The organism is Inquilinus sp. CA228 (genome assembly GCF_052078665.1).
Classification (GTDB): domain Bacteria; phylum Pseudomonadota; class Alphaproteobacteria; order DSM-16000; family Inquilinaceae; genus Inquilinus.
In genome coordinates this window covers 22,428-37,123 of sequence record NZ_JBQJIK010000035.1, presented here as the reverse complement: position 1 = coordinate 37,123, position 14,696 = coordinate 22,428, and the positions used below count along the sequence as shown (strand labels likewise).

Below are 14,696 nucleotides of genomic sequence, written 5' to 3'. Positions count from 1 at the left end.
GGCCACCCCATGGCATTCGTGTCCATGACGATCAACGGAACGCTCGTTGCCCGCGAGGTCGAGGACCATCAGTTCCTGGCCTATTTCCTGCGCGAGACGCTGGGCATGACCGGCACCCATGTCGGCTGCGACACCACCCAGTGCGGCTGCTGCGTCGTGCGCCTGGACGGGGTGTCGGTGAAGTCCTGCACCGTGCTGGCCGCCCAGGCCGATGGCTGCGCCGTCACCACCATCGAAGGCCTGGCCACGGGCGAGGCGCTGCACCCGGTGCAGCTGGCCTTCCGGAAGCATCACGCGCTGCAATGCGGCTTCTGCACGCCCGGCATGATCATGGCCGCGGTGGACCTGATCGAGCGCCATCCCGGAGAGTTGACGGCCGAGATCGTGCGCGAGGAGATGGAAGGCAATCTGTGCCGCTGCACCGGCTACCACAACATCGTCAAAGCCATCCTGGCGGCCGCGGAGGAGATGCGCGGCCCGTCGTCCCTCGCCGCGGAATAGGAGGCTGAGGATGCACCCCGTCCGGTACCATCGCGCGGTCAGCGTCGCCGAGGCGGCCCGGCTGTTCGCCGAGCAGGAGGACCCGTCCTATCTCTCCGGCGGGCACACGCTGCTGCCGACCATGAAGCTGGGCCTGCGGCAGCCGTCGGACCTGATCGACCTCGGCCGGATCGAGGAGCTGCAGGGGATCGAGGCAGGCGACGGCATCCTGTCGATCGGCGCCGCCACCCGGCACGCCGAGACCGCGGCGTCGCCTCTCGTGCGCCGGCACATTCCCGCGCTGGCCGGCCTGGCCGGATCGATCGGCGACCGCCATGTCCGGCATCGCGGCACGATCGGCGGATCGGTCGCCAACAACGACCCGGCGGCGGACTATCCGGCCGCGGTGTTGGCCCTGGGCGCCATAGTGGTGACCGATCGCCGCCGGATCCCGGCCGAGGACTTCTTCACCGGCCTGTACGAGACCGCGCTGGGGCCGGGCGAGATCATCACCCGGATCGCCTGCCCGATCCCGGATTCGGCCGGCTATGCCAAGTTCCGAAGCCCCGCCTCGCGCTTCGCCATCGCCGCCGCCTTCGTGACGCGGACCCGCGGCGCGGTGCGGGTGGCCGTGACCGGAGCCGGCTCGGGCGGCGTGTTTCGCCCCCGCGAGCTGGAGGATGTGCTGGCGCGCGACTTTAGCAGCGGAGCGCTGGCTGACTGCCGCATCGACCCGGAGCTGATGCTGGCCGACCAGAACGGCACGCCGGCGTACCGTGCCAACCTCGTCCTGGTGATGGCGCGCCGCGCCGTCGACGCCATGGGCGAGGCGAGATCCTACAAATGAGATGGATGCATCCCCGCATCCCAGGAGGCCGACCATGAGTGCTTCGATTCCGCAGAGTGCGCCGTCGGATCTGCAGGAGCATCTGGCCCGGCTGGAGCAGCTGGGCCTGCTGACCCGCATCGACCGCCCGATCGACAAGGATTCGGAGCTGCACCCCCTGGCCCGCTGGCAGTTCCAGGGCGGGCTGCACGAGACCGAGCGGCGCGCCTTCCTATTCACCAATGTGGTCGGCGCCAGGGGGGAGGCCTATGACATCCCGGTCGTGGTCGGCGGCCTGGCGGCCTCGCCCGCCATCTATGCCGCCGGGCTGGGCGTGCCGGTGGAGCAGATCGGGGATGTCTGGGTCAAGGCCATGGCGGCACCGATCGAGCCGGTGCTGGTCACGGAGGCGCCGTGCCAGGAGGTGGTGCTGACCGGCGCGGACCTGGCGACGCCGGGCGGCGGCCTGGGCCACCTGCCGGTGCCGATCTCGACCCCCGGCTTCGACGCCGCCCCGTATCTGACCGCCACGCTCTGCGTCACCCGCGACCCGGAGAACGGCATCCAGAACATGGGCACCTACCGGGCGCAGCTGAAGGCCGACGACCGGCTGGGTGTCCGCATGGCGACGCGGCTGAGCGGCGCCGGCGGCTATCTCCACTGGCAGAAATACAAGGCGCTGGGCCAGCCGATGCCCTGCGCCATCGTCATCGGCTGCGCCCCGGCGGTGCTGTTCACCGGCCCGCAGAAGCTGCCGATCGACCAGGACGAGATGGCGGTGGCCGGCGGCCTGATGGGCCGGCCCGTGCGCACCGTGCACTGCAAGACCATCGACCTCGTCGTGCCGGCCGATTCCGAGATCGTGATCGAGGGGCTGATCGACACCGACCTGCTGGAGCCGGAAGGCCCGTTCGGCGAGAGCCACGGCCATGTCGCGCTGGAGGATTTCAACATGTCGATGCGGGTGACGGCGATCACCCGCAAGCGCCGGCCGGTCTTCGTGTCGATCGTCAGCCAGGTGACGCCGAGCGAATCCTCGGTGCTGAAGAAGGTCGCCTATGAGCCGATGTTCCTGCAGCACCTGAAGCAGGTGCTGGGCATCCGCGGCATCAAGCGGGTCGTCATGCACGAGCCGCTGACCAACCTGCGCAAGGCGATCTTCCTGCAGTTCGCGCGGGGCACGCCGAAGCCGGAGGTGTGGCGCGGCCTGCAGGGCGCCGCCACGCTGCAGGCGCAATGCGGCAAGCTGGTGATCGCGGTGTCGGAGGACATCAACCCCGAGAATGCCGACGCCATCTTCTGGTCCCTGGCCTACCGGTCGGATTTCAGCGAGGACCTGCTGGTCACCCCCTACCGATCGAGCGGCCACGGCCCGAAATCCGGGCGCGGCGCGCTGGAGGGCACGCTGCTGATCGACGCCACGCTGAAGCACGACATGCCGCCGCTGGCCCTGCCGGCGGAGGAATACATGACCCGGGCCAAGGCGATCTGGGAGGAGCTGGCCCTGCCCCGGATCGCGCCGCAGCCGCCCTGGCACGGCTATGATCTGGGCGACTGGGCGCCGGAATGGACCGGCTTCGCCGAGGCCGCCGTCGCCGGGAATTGGCGGGCGACCGGCGACCAGACCTTCGCCCGGCGGCGCGGCGGGCTGAAGCCGGAGACGCCGGTCCGGGCGGCCGAGAAACCGAAGACATGACCAGCCGGGGCGCCGGCAATGGAGATCTCGCGATGGGCGCAAAACCCGCATCCCCGGAGCCGAATTCCAAACCGCCGGCCGCCGATATAGTCTCTCTGCGGGTTGCCGGAGTCCGGCTGCCCGAGACGAGAGCGAAGAACAGCAGAAGCGGAATGACGGACAAGGTTCTCGACAGGCGGCTGGCGCCGGTGCAGCAGCAATCCGCGCCCCTGCGCAACAAGATCATCGCCGCCTTGCGCAGCGCGATCGAGACCGGGGTGCTGGAGCCCGGGGCGCGGCTGGTCGAGAAGGATCTGTGCGAACAGCTTTCCGTCAGCCGCACCTCCCTGCGCGAGGCGCTGCGCGAGCTCCAGGCCGAGGGGATCCTGGGCTACATCGCGAATCGCGGCCTGTCGGTCAGCGCCGTCTCGATCGACGACGCCCGGAACATCTACCGCCTGCGCTCGGTCCTGGAGGCGCTGGTGGTCGAGCAGTTCATCGAGAAGGCCAGCGACGTCCAGCTCGCCGCGCTGGAGCGCGACGCCGAGGCCCTGAAGAAGGCCTATCGCGGCGGCATCCTGGAACAGATGCTGAGCGCCAAGCGGGCCTTCTACGACCGGATCTGCTCCGGCGCCGAGAATCCCATCGCCTTCGACATGATCACCCGGCTGGTGCTGCGCACCTCCAGCCTGCGGGCGCGCTCGCTGGTGCGCAAGCAGCGCCAGCAGCAGAGCATCAAGGAGATCGACGTGCTGGTGCAGGCGATCCGGCGCCGGAACACCGAGGAGGCGCGCCGGGCGGCGATCGAGCATGTCGACCACGCCGCGCGGTCCGCCCTGGGCGACGAGGCTGCGCCGACATAGGGGCCGGTGTCCCCTGACGTGATCGGCTACCGGGCGGCCTTCGCCTGCTCGACCCAGCCGTCGAACTCGGCCTGATTGGCGGCGATCCAGTCGTCGGCCAGCTTGCGGATGTCGCGGTTGCTGCTGCCGACCTTGTTCAGCGACCCCTCCCAGGCCACCCAGGTCTCGCGCGGCCAGCGGACGACCTCCACGAGCTTCTTCACCGCCGGGTTCTGGGCCAGGAAGTCGCGGTTGATCACCGTGCGGTAGTTCCATTCGCCGAGCGCCATGCGGCACGGGTCCTGGCCGCCGGCGCAGCCGACCACGCCGGGAACCAGCGCCGTCTTGATCGGCGGCATGCCCTCGGGCAGGGATTCGAAGGGCGTCGGCAGCCAGACCACGTCCTTGCCCGGCACCAGGGCGTCGTTCACCCAGGACGGGCTCCAGGTGTAGTACAGCGCCGGCTCGCCGCGCTGCACCCGGGCCACGGTCTCGCCCATCAGCGCCTCGTACTTGCCGCGGACGATGTGGACGGTGTCCGAGAGACCGAACGCCTTGACCTGGTGCTCGATCACGTCGCCGCAGCTCCAGCCCGGGTCGCAGCCGATCAGCTGCGCCTTGCCATCGGCGCCGAACAGCGCGGCGATCTTCGGGTCCTTCAACTGGTCGACGCGGGTGATGCCGTGGGCGTCGGCGGTCTTCTTGTCGATCAGGTAGCCGTTGATGCCGCCGCCGATGATGCCGCCATCGCCGACCACCGCCAGCTGCTTCTCCACCTTGCGGTAGCCCGGCTCGCGCTGCGGCAGGGTGACGTCCGGCCCCATGTCGACGTCGCCCTGCGACGCGGCCTGGAAGAACAGCGTGCCGTTCATGGTGCTGAGATCGACGTCGTAGCCCAGCTTCTGCAGCGCCGAGAGCAGGATCTGGTCCTGCACGTAGTTGCCGCCGAGGCTGTCGTCCTGGGCGAGGCGGACGGTCTTGCCGGCGCCCGGCAGCTCGTCCGCGGCGATGGCCGGCAGCGCCGTCCCGGCCAGGACCGCGGCCAGGGCCACGGCGGAGATGAGGGCGCGCGCGCCCGGTCTGGAAACCATGATGTGCCTCCGAGTTCTGTTGTTGCTTGGTTGGGACGATGTCAGGTCGGGCGCGCTGCCTGCCCGCCGACCGGCTGCACGGCGCCCTGCCCGCCGAGCAGGCGCAGCAGCGCGGCGCGCAGCGGCGAGGCCTTGCCGCCCTTCGACTTGGCGACCGACTGGGTGATGCGGTCGAGCGTCATGGCCAGCAGCACGATGGCGAGGCCGCCGACCGCGGCCCGGCCGACATCGAGCCGGCCGAGGCCCTGCAGCACCACCAGGCCGAGCCCTTCCGCGCCGATCATGGCGACCACCACCGACATCACCATGGCGGTCAGCACGGTCTGGTTCAGGCCGCCGAGGATGGTCGGCATGGCCAGCGGCAATTGCACCTCCCACAAGAGCTGCCGGCCGGTGGCGCCGAAGGCCAGGCCGGCCTCGACCATCTCGCGGTCGACCATGCGAATGCCGAGATTGGTGAAGCGGATCAGCGGCGGCGCCGCGGCCATGATCACCGCCACCTCGCCCGGCACGGTGCCGACGCCGAACATCATCACGATCGGCACCAGGTAGACGAAGGTCGGCGTCGTCTGCATCACGTCCAGGATCGGCCGGATCACACGCCAGACCGTGTCGCTGCGGGCGCAGAGGATGCCGATCGGGATGCTGATGCAGACGCACAGCACGATCGCGGTGGTGATCAGCGCCAGGGTCGTCACCGCCTCGGTCCAGACGCCGGTGAAGGCGATCACCACCAGGGCGATGACCGTGAACAGGGCGATGCCGCGGGTCGACAGCCGCCAGGCGATCAGCCCGGCGAGGAGGACGAAGACCGGGAACGGGATGCCCTGCAGAGTCTGCTCGATCAGGCCGAGCAGGTGCTCGACCGGCCATTTCACCAGCTGGAAGAAGGGCCGCAGATTCTGCGACATCCACTGGACGCCGGCCTGGATCCACTTGTCGACCGGCAGGACATAGAGGTCGTCGGCGCTGAACATGGGACCGTCGGCTCCGTCAGGGCTGGAGTGGGGCGGCCGGGGCCGCGATGCGGGCGAGGATCCGGCTGGGCTCGACGCGGCCGAGCAGGCGGCCGTCCTCGTCGATCACGGCCACCGGCTGGCTGCCGCTGCAGGCGCCGGCGATGTCGGCCAGGCGGGCATGGCCGGGCACCGTGGCGCAGTCGGCCGAGGCCAGGCTGCGCAGGGCGATGCCCTGCTGCAGCCGCGGCAGGTCGGCGGCGGCGACCGTGCCGATCAGCCGGCCGGCATCGTCGACCACGAAGGACTGGCCGGGCCCGGACGCGCCGGCCAGCTCGACCGTGCCGTCGGCGCGGGCCACGATCGGCCGGGCGTCGACCATCACCGAGCGGGCGTCGAACAGCCGCGACCGGTCGACCTCGCGGGTGAAGGCGGCGACGTAGTCGCTGCCCGGATCGGTCACGATCTCCTGCGGCGTGCCCTCGCGCACCACGGCGCCGTCGGCCATGATGGCGATGCGGGTGCCGAGCTTCAGCGCCTCCTGGAAATCATGGGTGATGAACAGGATGGTCTTGTGCAGCGTGCGCTGCAGCCGCAGCAGCTCGTCCTGCATCTCGGTGCGGATCAGCGGGTCGAGGGCGCTGAACGCCTCGTCCATGATCAGCACGTCGGCGTCCGTCGCCAGGGCCCGGGCCAGGCCGACACGCTGGCGCATGCCGCCGCTGAGTGCGCTCGGCAGATGGTGGCCCCAGCGCGCCAGCCCGACCACGGCCAGGATCTCCTCCGCCTTCTGGCGGCGCGGCCGGGCGGCGATGCCGCGCAGCTTCAGGCCGAATTCGACATTCTCCAGCACCGTCCGGTGCGGCAGCAGGGCGAAGTGCTGGAACACCATCGACACCCGGGTCCGCCGCAGGTCGCGCAGGCGGCCGTCATCGGCGGCGACGATGTCGTCGCCATCCAAGAGGATGCGGCCGGCGGTCGGCTCGATCAGCCGGTTGATGCAGCGCGCCAGGGTGGATTTGCCGGAGCCCGACAGGCCCATGACCATGTAGATCGCCCCGGCCGGGACCGAGAGCGAGACGTCGTTCAGCCCGACCACCAGCCCGGTCTCAGCCAGCACCTGCTCCTTGCTGGCGCCGGCGGCCAGACGCTGCAGCGCCGGCCGCGGCGCGTCGGAAAAGACCTTGTACAGGTGCTCGATCAGGATCCGGTCCGTCACTGTCACCACCCTGTCTGTCTGCTGCCCGCCGTTGCGCCGGTGGGCCTTGCTTGCCATGGATCATTGGGGCCGAGATCCGGCGCCTTCGTCTTCCGGCGTTGCGGCGGAACCCGCGGCCGGCCGCTCCTACGAACAGGAGCAAGCCTCAGCGCAGCGGCGAGAAATCCGTCGGCACCAGGATGCGGTTCTCGGTCGTGTCGAGGGTCTCGGTCAGCTTCACCAGAAAGGCCTGCCAGGCGGGATCCGCGGCCAGGCGCCGGCGCCGCTCGGCCCGGTCGTTCAGGTCGGCGTAGCCCCACAGGTGGACGACATGGTTCAGCGGCCCGATCTCGGTGTGGAAGTACCCGATCAGGTGGCCGAGGATCGGCCGCTGGATCGCCAGCCCCTCCTCCCGCACCAGCTGCAGGTAGCGCTGCATCCGGCCGGGCTTGATGCGGTAGATCCGCTCCTCGACGATCATGCGGACTCTCCCGTCCTCTGGTTGGCCTCGTCGGAGACCAGGAAGTCGCGCATCAGCCCGGCCACCAGATCCGGCGCCTCGACCAGGATCGAGTGCCGCAGGCCGGGCAGGATCTCGAGCCGCGAGTCGGCGATGCGCTCGTGCATGAAGCGCGCCATGCGCGGGTTCGAGCCCTGGTCGTCCGCACCGGTCGCCACCAGGGTCGGGTGCCGGATGAGAGGAAGCTGGTCCCCCAGATCGGTCTCGGCCAGCAGCCGGTAGGCGGCGGCGTAGCAGTCCGGGTCGTTGGCGGCATTGCGCTCGCGCAGCCGCTGCAGCAGCTCCGGATGCGCCGCCTGGAAGGCCTCGGTCAACCAGCGCCCGACCGAGGCGTCGTAATGCGACCCGGCCTCGCCGCGCTGCAGCGCCGCCAGCCGGGCGCGCACCCGCTGCCGCTCCTCATCCGTCCGCCCGGCAACGGTGCTGAGCAGCACCAGCCGCCGCACCCGGTCGCCATGCGCCAGGACGGTGCGCTGGGCCACCAGCCCGCCGAGCGAGAAGCCGGCCAGGTCGAAGCGGCCGAAGCCCTCGCGGTCGGCCAGGCGCAGCAGGTCGCCGACGAAATCGTCGATCTCGTACCGCCCCCTCACCCGCTCCGACTGCCCGTGGCCGCGCAGGTCGAAGCGCAGGATGCGGAACTGCGGTGCCAGCGCGGCGACGACGCCGTCCCAGGCCTCCAGATACGACCCGACGCCGTGCACCAGCACCAGCGGGCGGGTGCCGGTGCCGTCGATCCGGTGATGCAGGGCCACCGGCATCTTCTAGACCGCCACCGCCAGCCTGCTGGATGGCGTCGCGCGGGACGCCTCGCGTCCGGCGAAGACCGGCATGACCTCGCGGATGAACAGCGACAGGGTCTGCTTCTGCAGCTCGAAGGGCAGGTTGAAGGACAGGCCCAGGCAGTACTGGTCCACCCCCGCCGCCTCGTAGACCATCAGCTTCTCGATCACCTCGTCCGGCGTGCCGAACATCAGGTTCTCGCGGATGCTGTTCGGGTCGTAGTTGGCGCGGTTGGCCACGGTCTCGTAGGGCACCGCCTCCGGGAAGCCGTTCTTCACCGTGCCGAGATTCTGGAACAGGTTCTCGAAATAGCGGCCGTAATCCGTGCTGTGGCGGACCGGCACCTCCCAATCCTCCGGCCGCGCATAGACGCAGGTGCGGCGCTGCATCATCAGCCGCGGCCGCGGCACTTCCGGATGGTCGGCGACGGCCTTGCGGAACTTCTCGCCCAGCACCCCGACCTCGGCCGGCGGGGCCGACAGCGGCGTCGACAGGATGCTTGCGCCGATGCCGACGGCCCAGTCGAAGGTGCCGGGGTCGCGGGCCGCGACCCAGATCGGCGGGTGGCCCTGCTGCAGCGGCTTCGGCACCGCGGTCGCCAGCGGGAAGCGCCAGTACTTGCCCTCATGCGCGTAGTCGCCGGCCCACAGCGCCTTCACCGCCGGCACGATCTCCTTCAGATAGGCCACGCCCTCCTGCTGCGGCATGCCGCCGGCCATCCGGTCGAACTCGTACTGGTACGAGCCGCGGGCGATGCCGAATTCCAGCCGCCCGCCGGTCAGCTGGTCGCACAAGGCCGCCTCACCGGCCAGGCGGATCGGGTCCCAATAGGGGGCGACCAGCGTCGCCGTGCCCAGGCGGATCCGGTCGGTGTGGTGGCCGAACCAGGTCAGGGTGTTGAACGGGTTCGGCGCGATGGTGCATTCGATGGTGTGGTGCTCGGCGGTCCAGACGGTCTCGAAACCGCCGGCATCGGCCATCTGCACCAGCGCCAGCGCCTCGGCCAGCACGGTCTGCATGTCGCGCGACGGGCTGAAGCGCTCCAGGTTGATCGAAACGGCGAACTTCATCGGGTCGCTCTCCCCATCACGGAAGGTTTGGGCGCCGGTCTCAGCGCAGGCGGATGACGAAGGGGTCCTGGGTGGCGCCGGAGTGGTCGATGACCACGTTCTTGAGGCGCGAGAACTCCCGCATCACCTCGAAGCCGCCGCGGCGGCCGTAGCCGCTCTCCTTGAAGCCGCCATTCGGCGACATGTAGGCGGCGGAGCGGTAGGTGTTGATCCACACCGTGCCGGCGTCGACATTGCGGGCGAAGCGCAGGGCGCGGTCGATGTCCCGCGTCCAGATGCCGGCGGCCAGGCCGTAGCGGGTGTCGTTGGCCAGGCCGATCAGCTCTTCCTCGTCCCGGAACGGCACCACGCCGACCACCGGGCCGAAGATCTCGTCGCGCATGAAGCGCATGTCGTTGCGGGCCTCGGCCAGCACCGTCGGCTCGTAGTACCAGCCGCGCGCCAGGTCGTCGCGCTGCGGCCGGCGGCCGCCGATCGCGACCCGGGCGCCGTCGGTGACGCCGGTGCCGACATAGGTCTCGACCTTGTCCAGCTGCGCCGCCAGGGCCAGCGGGCCGATCTCGGTCTCGTCATCCTCCGGCCGGCCGATGCGGATGCGCCGGGTGCGCTCCACCAGCGCCTCCAGGAAGCGGTCGTGCAGCCCGGCCTCGACGAAGCAGCGGGAGCCGGCGATGCAGGTCTGGCCCGCCGCGGCGAAGACGCCGGCGACGACACCGTTGACGGCGCGGTCCAGGTCGACGTCGGAGAACACGACATGGGGGGATTTGCCGCCCAGCTCCATCTGGCAGGGCACCAGCTGGGACGCGGCGTTGGCGGCGATGCGCTTGCCGGTGGCGGTGCTGCCGGTGAACACGATCTTGGCCAGGCCGGGGTGGCGGGTCAGCGCCTCCCCCGCCGTGGCGCCGTGGCCGGTCACCACATTGACCACCCCGGCCGGGAACCCGGCCTCCATCACGATCTCGGCCAGCGCCAAGGTGGAGGCCGAGGTGTGCTCCGACGGCTTGATCACCACGGTGTTGCCGATCGCCAGGCATGGCGCCAGCGTGCCGGTCAGCAGCATCAGCGGCGAGTTCCAGGGCGTGATCATGCCGACCACGCCGATCGGTTCGCGCAGCGTGATGTTCAGCATGTCGAGCTTGTTCACCGGGATGGTATCGCCCTGCAGCTTGTCGGCCATGCCGGCGAAATACTGGTAGGCGTCCGGCATGGCGCGCAGCTGGGCCAGCATCTCGCGCAGCAGCTTGCCGTTGTCGCGCGTCTCGATCCGCGCCAGGTCGTCGGCATGCTGCAGCAGCAGCTCGGCCAGCCGGCGCACCAGACGGCCGCGGTCGGTCTGGGTCAGGCGGCGCCAGGCGGGGTCGACGAAGGCGGCCTGGGCGGCGCGCACGGCGTCGTCGACATCCTCGGCCCCGGCATCGGCGACCTCGTGCCAGGGCTCGGCCGTGGTCGGGTCGTAGCTCGCCAGGTACCGGCCGGATTTCGGGGCGACGCCGCGGCCGCCGATGAACAGGCCCAGCCGCGTTCCCTCGATGCTCTGCACAGTGCGGGTCATGGTTTCATCCGTCGGGAATGAGGATCAGGGAGTGCCGGCGTCGGCCGGCTGCCAGGGGCGGGCGTCGCCGTCGATCATCGCGACCCGGCCGCCATCGGGAGAGTCGATGTAGATGCCGAAGCGGCTGGCGCCGCGCTCACGCAGGTAGCGGCGCAGCATCGACCGGACCTCGCGCACCGGGATGGCGTCGAAGGGCAGGTCGTCGGCCGGGAAGAAGCGCAGGTCGGGGGGCAGCGCCGCGGCTTCCCCCTCCAGCCGGCCGCGATAGATGATGAAGCCGGGGTCGCTGTCGCCGACGTCGAACACCGAATAGAGGAAGGTGGCGTCGGCGCGCAGGGCCAGCGCGCCCTGGTCGTCCAGGTCGATCGCGGCGCCGGCCTGGCGCCGGCGGGCGGTGGGCAGGCCCCAGCCGCCGCGCCCGTCGGCGCGCAGCAGGATGCGGCCGTCATCCTCGATCAGGTAGCCGACCACCATCCGGTGCGACGGCGACCAGCCGGCGGGCAGCGGGTCCTTGACCGCGGCGTAGCGCCCCCGGCAGAAGCCGAGCGGGGCCGAGGCGCTGGTGCCGAAGGCCTGGACCCGGCCGATCAGCACCATGTGGTCGCCGGCCTCGACCCGGTCGTGCACGCTGCAGTCGAACCAGGTCATGCAGTCGGTCAGCACCGGCGCCCCGGTGTGCACCGTGTCGTGCGACACCGCCCGGAACTTCTCCGGCGACTTCGAGGCGAACAGCGACGACACGTCCGTCTGCGCCTCGTGCAGCAGGTTGACGGCGAAGGCGGGCGACGCCGCGAAGGCGGGATAGCTGGCCGCGCCCTTGCCGACGCAGACCAGCAGCAGCGGCGGGTCGAGCGACACCGAGGTGAAGGAGTTCGCGGTCATGCCCCGCGGCGCGCCGGTCTCGTCCCAGGTGGTGACGACCGTCACCCCGGTGACGAAGGTGCCGAAGGCGCGGCGCAGCTCGACCGCGTCAATCGGGCTTTGGTCTGGCGGGCTGTGGTCTGCTGGTGCGGACATCCGCGGAGCCTCCCTCGATCTGTCGGAAGGCTAGGCGGCCCCGCCGGGCCGATCTTCCGCCGGTCTGGAGGAAGCAGAGGGAGGATGCTCCTATCCGACGGAGCAACCGCCGGCCGCGTCAGTCTTGTGCGGCGCGGTCCCGAACCATGGCGTGCAAGCGGATGGCGAGCTCGAGCGAGAAGCGCCGCTCCGGCGTGTCCAGCTCGATGCCGAACAGCTCCTGGATCCGGGCCAGGCGGTAGCGCAGCGTGGTCACGTGCAGCCCCATCGCATCGGCGCAGGCCTGGGTGCGGCAGCCCTGGTCGAGATAGCGGGACAGCGTCTCGACATAGGCGGTGCCGTGCTTGCGGTCGTGCCGGGCCACGGCGCCGATGGCGCCGTCGACGAAGCCCTGCACCTCCTCCGTGTCCGCCGCCGAGAGCAGCACCGGGAACGGCCCGAAATCCTGCGCCGTCAGCACGCCGCGCCGCTTGAAGCGCCGGGCCAGGTCGATCATGCGCCGGCACTGGGCCCAGGCGGCCGGATGGTCGGCCAGGCCGGGGCACAGCTTGCTGGCGACCAGGATCGGCGTGTCGTCCAGCACCAGCTTTGCCTCCTCGACGATGCGGTGCATCAGCCGCCGAGCCGGCTCCTCGCTGTCGCCCTCGGCCGGCAGGCGGGACAGGACGAGGTCGTCGAGGGCGACGGTCACGGCGCGGGCGTGCTGCTCCTGCGCGATGCGGGCCACCGACCGCAGCAGCTCGATCCCGGCGGCGACACCCGGCCGGCGGGGCCCGGGCAGGCCGATCGCGACCAGCCTGGCGGGCATCGCCAGGTCGAAGCCCAGGCGCAGCGCCCGCGCCGCGACATCGGCCGGGTCGCGCCAGCGCTGCTCGACGATCTCCGAGACCAGGTCGGTCAGGGTCTGCGCCTCCGTCCGGAAGCGGATGAAGCCGCGCATCAGCTGGACGCTGAGGGCGAATTTGGCGCTGTCCAGCAGCAGGTGGTCGAGGTCGCCGACATCGTTCGATCGCGGGAACACCATCAGGGCGCCGACCGCCTCGCGGTCGATCACCAGCGGCTCGATCCGCGCCGAAACCTTGAACCGCCCGGGACCATGCTCCAGCAGCAGATCCCAGGGCTCGTCGCGCGGCTGGTCGACCGCCGCCCGTGCCGCCTTCACCAGCGGCCGGCTGAGCGTGGTCCGGGCGGCATTCTGCCAAGCCGAATCGTCCAGCGTCTCGGGCCGCGGCGACCGCCCGGCGACGACCAGGTTGGCGGTCAGGTCAACCACCGCGATCGGGTCGGGAAAGACCTCGCCGATCATCGCCGCGGCGGAGGCGACGTCGCCATCGGCCAGCACCTGCTCCATCAGCGACGCGTTGACCGCCAGCACCCTCTGCAGCCGCTCGGCGGCCTGATGCTCCGCCCGCAGCCGGTGTGCCTTGTCGACGGCGATGGCGCCGAGATGGACGATGGTGCCGAGGAAGGCGAGGTCATCCTCGGTCACCGCGACCACGCTGCGCGACTGCGCGGTCAGCACCATCGGCCGGCCGGCATCGTCGCTGCAGCCCATCGGCAACACCACCACGGTGCGATAGCCGCGCTGATGCGCCTCCTGCCGGTAGCCCGGGAACTCCTCGGAGGCGAAGGCGTCGGCGATCACCACCGGCTCGTTCCGGGTCAGCGCCACCAGGGCCGGGCTGGTGGCCAGCGCCCAGCGGTTCTCCAGCCGGTTCGGGATCAGGGTCGGGTCGTGCCGCGCCACCACATGGGCGTAGCCGTTGTCCCGGTCGATGCTCATCACCGCGCCCATCGCCCAGGTGCCGTGGTGGCAGGCGGCATAGACCAGGTGATGCAGCATGGTGTCGAGGTCGCCGCTCGAATTGATCAGGCTGGCGGCGTCCCGCAGCGCGCGCAGCAACGAACGATGGTCCAAGGGCAAATGGCTCATAGCCGGGGTCGATATCGGATTTACGCGCGGGACCGCATCCCACTCTACCTCCGGACCGAGGGGAATTCAGCGCCCTCTTCCTCCGAACCGGAGGAAGACGCGAGGTCCGGCGGCTTCCTACCGTCGGCGACGCCACACCGGCTGAACCGACGCAGGGACCCCGCCATGACGCCCGAGATCCGCAAGATCGCCGCCCACACCGAGCAGACCTTCATCGAGGGCGGCAAGGCCGGCGACCGGCCCGTGACCATGGCCGTGGTCGCGGCGGTGCTGCGCAACCCCTGGGCCGGGCGCGGCTTCGTCGAGAACCTGCGGCCCGAGGTGCTGGCCCTGGCGCCGCCGCTGGCCGAGACCCTGGTCGCCCGGCTGCTGGCGCTGATCCCGGCCGACCGGATCGAGGCCTATGGCAAGGCCGCCGTCGTCGGCCTGAACGGCGAGGTCGAGCACGCCTCGGCCCTGATCCACACGCTGCGCTTCGGCAATGTGTTCCGCGACGCGGTGGGCGGCACCACCTATCTGAACTTCAGCAACATCCGCGGACCGGCCGGCGTCACCGTGACCGTGCCGATGACGCATAAGAGCGTAACCGGGGCACGGTCGCATTTCATCACCGCCGACCTCATGGTCACCGACGCGCCCGGCCCGGACGAGGTGCTGGTGGCGATCGGCGCGGCCGATGGCGGCCGGCTGCATCCGCGCATCGCCGACCGGTTCCAGGACATGAAGGAGATGGGGCTGGCCTGAGGGATAACCCAC

The 14,696-nt window shown here is 70.8% G+C and carries 14 protein-coding genes; 5 read left to right on the top strand and 9 right to left on the bottom strand.

Features of this window, described 5'->3' with window-relative positions:
• The first annotated feature begins 9 nt into the window (after window positions 1-9).
• The 4 genes from ACTOWL_RS18535 to ACTOWL_RS18520 all read left to right on the top strand — a co-directional run bounded on the left by ACTOWL_RS18535 (window position 10) and on the right by ACTOWL_RS18520 (window position 3,844).
• On the top strand, window positions 10-501 hold the full coding sequence (locus ACTOWL_RS18535; RefSeq protein ID WP_441322742.1) for a (2Fe-2S)-binding protein: 492 nt from the start codon (window positions 10-12) through the stop codon (window positions 499-501).
• A 10-nt stretch (window positions 502-511) separates the two neighbouring features.
• Window positions 512-1,327, top strand: coding sequence for an FAD binding domain-containing protein (locus tag ACTOWL_RS18530; RefSeq protein ID WP_441322741.1), 816 nt, complete (start codon window positions 512-514; stop codon window positions 1,325-1,327).
• Between the two features lie 34 nt (window positions 1,328-1,361).
• Window positions 1,362-3,002, top strand: a complete 1,641-nt coding sequence (locus tag ACTOWL_RS18525) for a UbiD family decarboxylase (protein WP_441322740.1) — start codon at window positions 1,362-1,364, stop codon at window positions 3,000-3,002.
• A gap of 152 nt (window positions 3,003-3,154) precedes the next feature.
• On the top strand, window positions 3,155-3,844 hold the full coding sequence (locus ACTOWL_RS18520; protein ID WP_441322739.1) for a GntR family transcriptional regulator: 690 nt from the start codon (window positions 3,155-3,157) through the stop codon (window positions 3,842-3,844).
• A 26-nt stretch (window positions 3,845-3,870) separates the two neighbouring features.
• Here the strand turns inward: ACTOWL_RS18520 and proX are convergent, their stop codons facing one another.
• The 9 genes from proX to ACTOWL_RS18475 form a co-directional block, all read right to left on the bottom strand.
• Window positions 3,871-4,914, bottom strand: coding sequence for a glycine betaine/L-proline ABC transporter substrate-binding protein ProX (proX, locus tag ACTOWL_RS18515; protein WP_441322738.1), 1,044 nt, complete (start codon window positions 4,912-4,914; stop codon window positions 3,871-3,873).
• Between the two features lie 41 nt (window positions 4,915-4,955).
• Window positions 4,956-5,891 carry an ABC transporter permease gene (locus ACTOWL_RS18510; protein WP_441322737.1) on the bottom strand — a complete coding sequence of 312 codons (936 nt, stop codon included), beginning with the start codon at window positions 5,889-5,891 and terminating at the stop codon, window positions 4,956-4,958.
• Window positions 5,892-5,907: 16 nt separating this feature from the next.
• Window positions 5,908-7,098, bottom strand: coding sequence for a quaternary amine ABC transporter ATP-binding protein (locus ACTOWL_RS18505; protein WP_441322736.1), 1,191 nt, complete (start codon window positions 7,096-7,098; stop codon window positions 5,908-5,910).
• A gap of 136 nt (window positions 7,099-7,234) precedes the next feature.
• The gene (locus ACTOWL_RS18500) at window positions 7,235-7,549 is read right to left on the bottom strand and encodes an NIPSNAP family protein (RefSeq protein WP_441322735.1); all 315 of its coding nucleotides are present in this window, start codon (window positions 7,547-7,549) and stop codon (window positions 7,235-7,237) included.
• Window positions 7,546-8,340, bottom strand: coding sequence for an alpha/beta fold hydrolase (locus ACTOWL_RS18495; protein WP_441322734.1), 795 nt, complete (start codon window positions 8,338-8,340; stop codon window positions 7,546-7,548). The genes ACTOWL_RS18500 and ACTOWL_RS18495 overlap by 4 nt, the downstream gene beginning before the upstream one ends.
• 9 nt (window positions 8,341-8,349) lie before the next feature.
• Window positions 8,350-9,438, bottom strand: a complete 1,089-nt coding sequence (locus ACTOWL_RS18490; protein WP_441322733.1) for an LLM class flavin-dependent oxidoreductase — start codon at window positions 9,436-9,438, stop codon at window positions 8,350-8,352.
• 40 nt (window positions 9,439-9,478) lie between these two features.
• A complete protein-coding gene (locus tag ACTOWL_RS18485; RefSeq protein WP_441322732.1) occupies window positions 9,479-10,990 on the bottom strand; it encodes an aldehyde dehydrogenase in 1,512 nt (503 codons plus the stop codon).
• A gap of 24 nt (window positions 10,991-11,014) precedes the next feature.
• Entirely contained in the window at window positions 11,015-12,007 is a 993-nt protein-coding gene (locus ACTOWL_RS18480; protein ID WP_441322731.1) for a flavin reductase, read from the bottom strand.
• A gap of 118 nt (window positions 12,008-12,125) precedes the next feature.
• Entirely contained in the window at window positions 12,126-13,925 is a 1,800-nt protein-coding gene (locus ACTOWL_RS18475) for a helix-turn-helix domain-containing protein (protein ID WP_441322730.1), read from the bottom strand.
• A 180-nt stretch (window positions 13,926-14,105) separates the two neighbouring features.
• On the opposite strand from ACTOWL_RS18475, the gene ACTOWL_RS18470 reads away from it, so the two are divergent.
• Window positions 14,106-14,684: an amino acid synthesis family protein gene (locus tag ACTOWL_RS18470; protein ID WP_441322729.1), complete on the top strand. Its 579-nt coding sequence runs from the start codon at window positions 14,106-14,108 to the stop codon at window positions 14,682-14,684.
• Window positions 14,685-14,696 lie beyond the last annotated feature (12 nt).

What these genes read in the sequence shown, in the direction of transcription:
- ACTOWL_RS18535 (WP_441322742.1), top strand. Translation starts at nt 10, where the DNA reads ATGGCATTCGTGTCCATGACGATCAACGGAACGCTCGTTGCCCGCGAG.
- ACTOWL_RS18530 (WP_441322741.1), top strand. Translation starts at nt 512, where the DNA reads ATGCACCCCGTCCGGTACCATCGCGCGGTCAGCGTCGCCGAGGCGGCC.
- ACTOWL_RS18525 (WP_441322740.1), top strand. Translation starts at nt 1,362, where the DNA reads ATGAGTGCTTCGATTCCGCAGAGTGCGCCGTCGGATCTGCAGGAGCAT.
- ACTOWL_RS18520 (WP_441322739.1), top strand. Translation starts at nt 3,155, where the DNA reads ATGACGGACAAGGTTCTCGACAGGCGGCTGGCGCCGGTGCAGCAGCAA.
- proX (WP_441322738.1), bottom strand. Translation starts at nt 4,914, where the DNA reads ATGGTTTCCAGACCGGGCGCGCGCGCCCTCATCTCCGCCGTGGCCCTG.
- ACTOWL_RS18510 (WP_441322737.1), bottom strand. Translation starts at nt 5,891, where the DNA reads ATGTTCAGCGCCGACGACCTCTATGTCCTGCCGGTCGACAAGTGGATC.
- ACTOWL_RS18500 (WP_441322735.1), bottom strand. Translation starts at nt 7,549, where the DNA reads ATGATCGTCGAGGAGCGGATCTACCGCATCAAGCCCGGCCGGATGCAG.
- ACTOWL_RS18490 (WP_441322733.1), bottom strand. Translation starts at nt 9,438, where the DNA reads ATGAAGTTCGCCGTTTCGATCAACCTGGAGCGCTTCAGCCCGTCGCGC.
- ACTOWL_RS18485 (WP_441322732.1), bottom strand. Translation starts at nt 10,990, where the DNA reads ATGACCCGCACTGTGCAGAGCATCGAGGGAACGCGGCTGGGCCTGTTC.
- ACTOWL_RS18480 (WP_441322731.1), bottom strand. Translation starts at nt 12,007, where the DNA reads ATGTCCGCACCAGCAGACCACAGCCCGCCAGACCAAAGCCCGATTGAC.
- ACTOWL_RS18470 (WP_441322729.1), top strand. Translation starts at nt 14,106, where the DNA reads ATGACGCCCGAGATCCGCAAGATCGCCGCCCACACCGAGCAGACCTTC.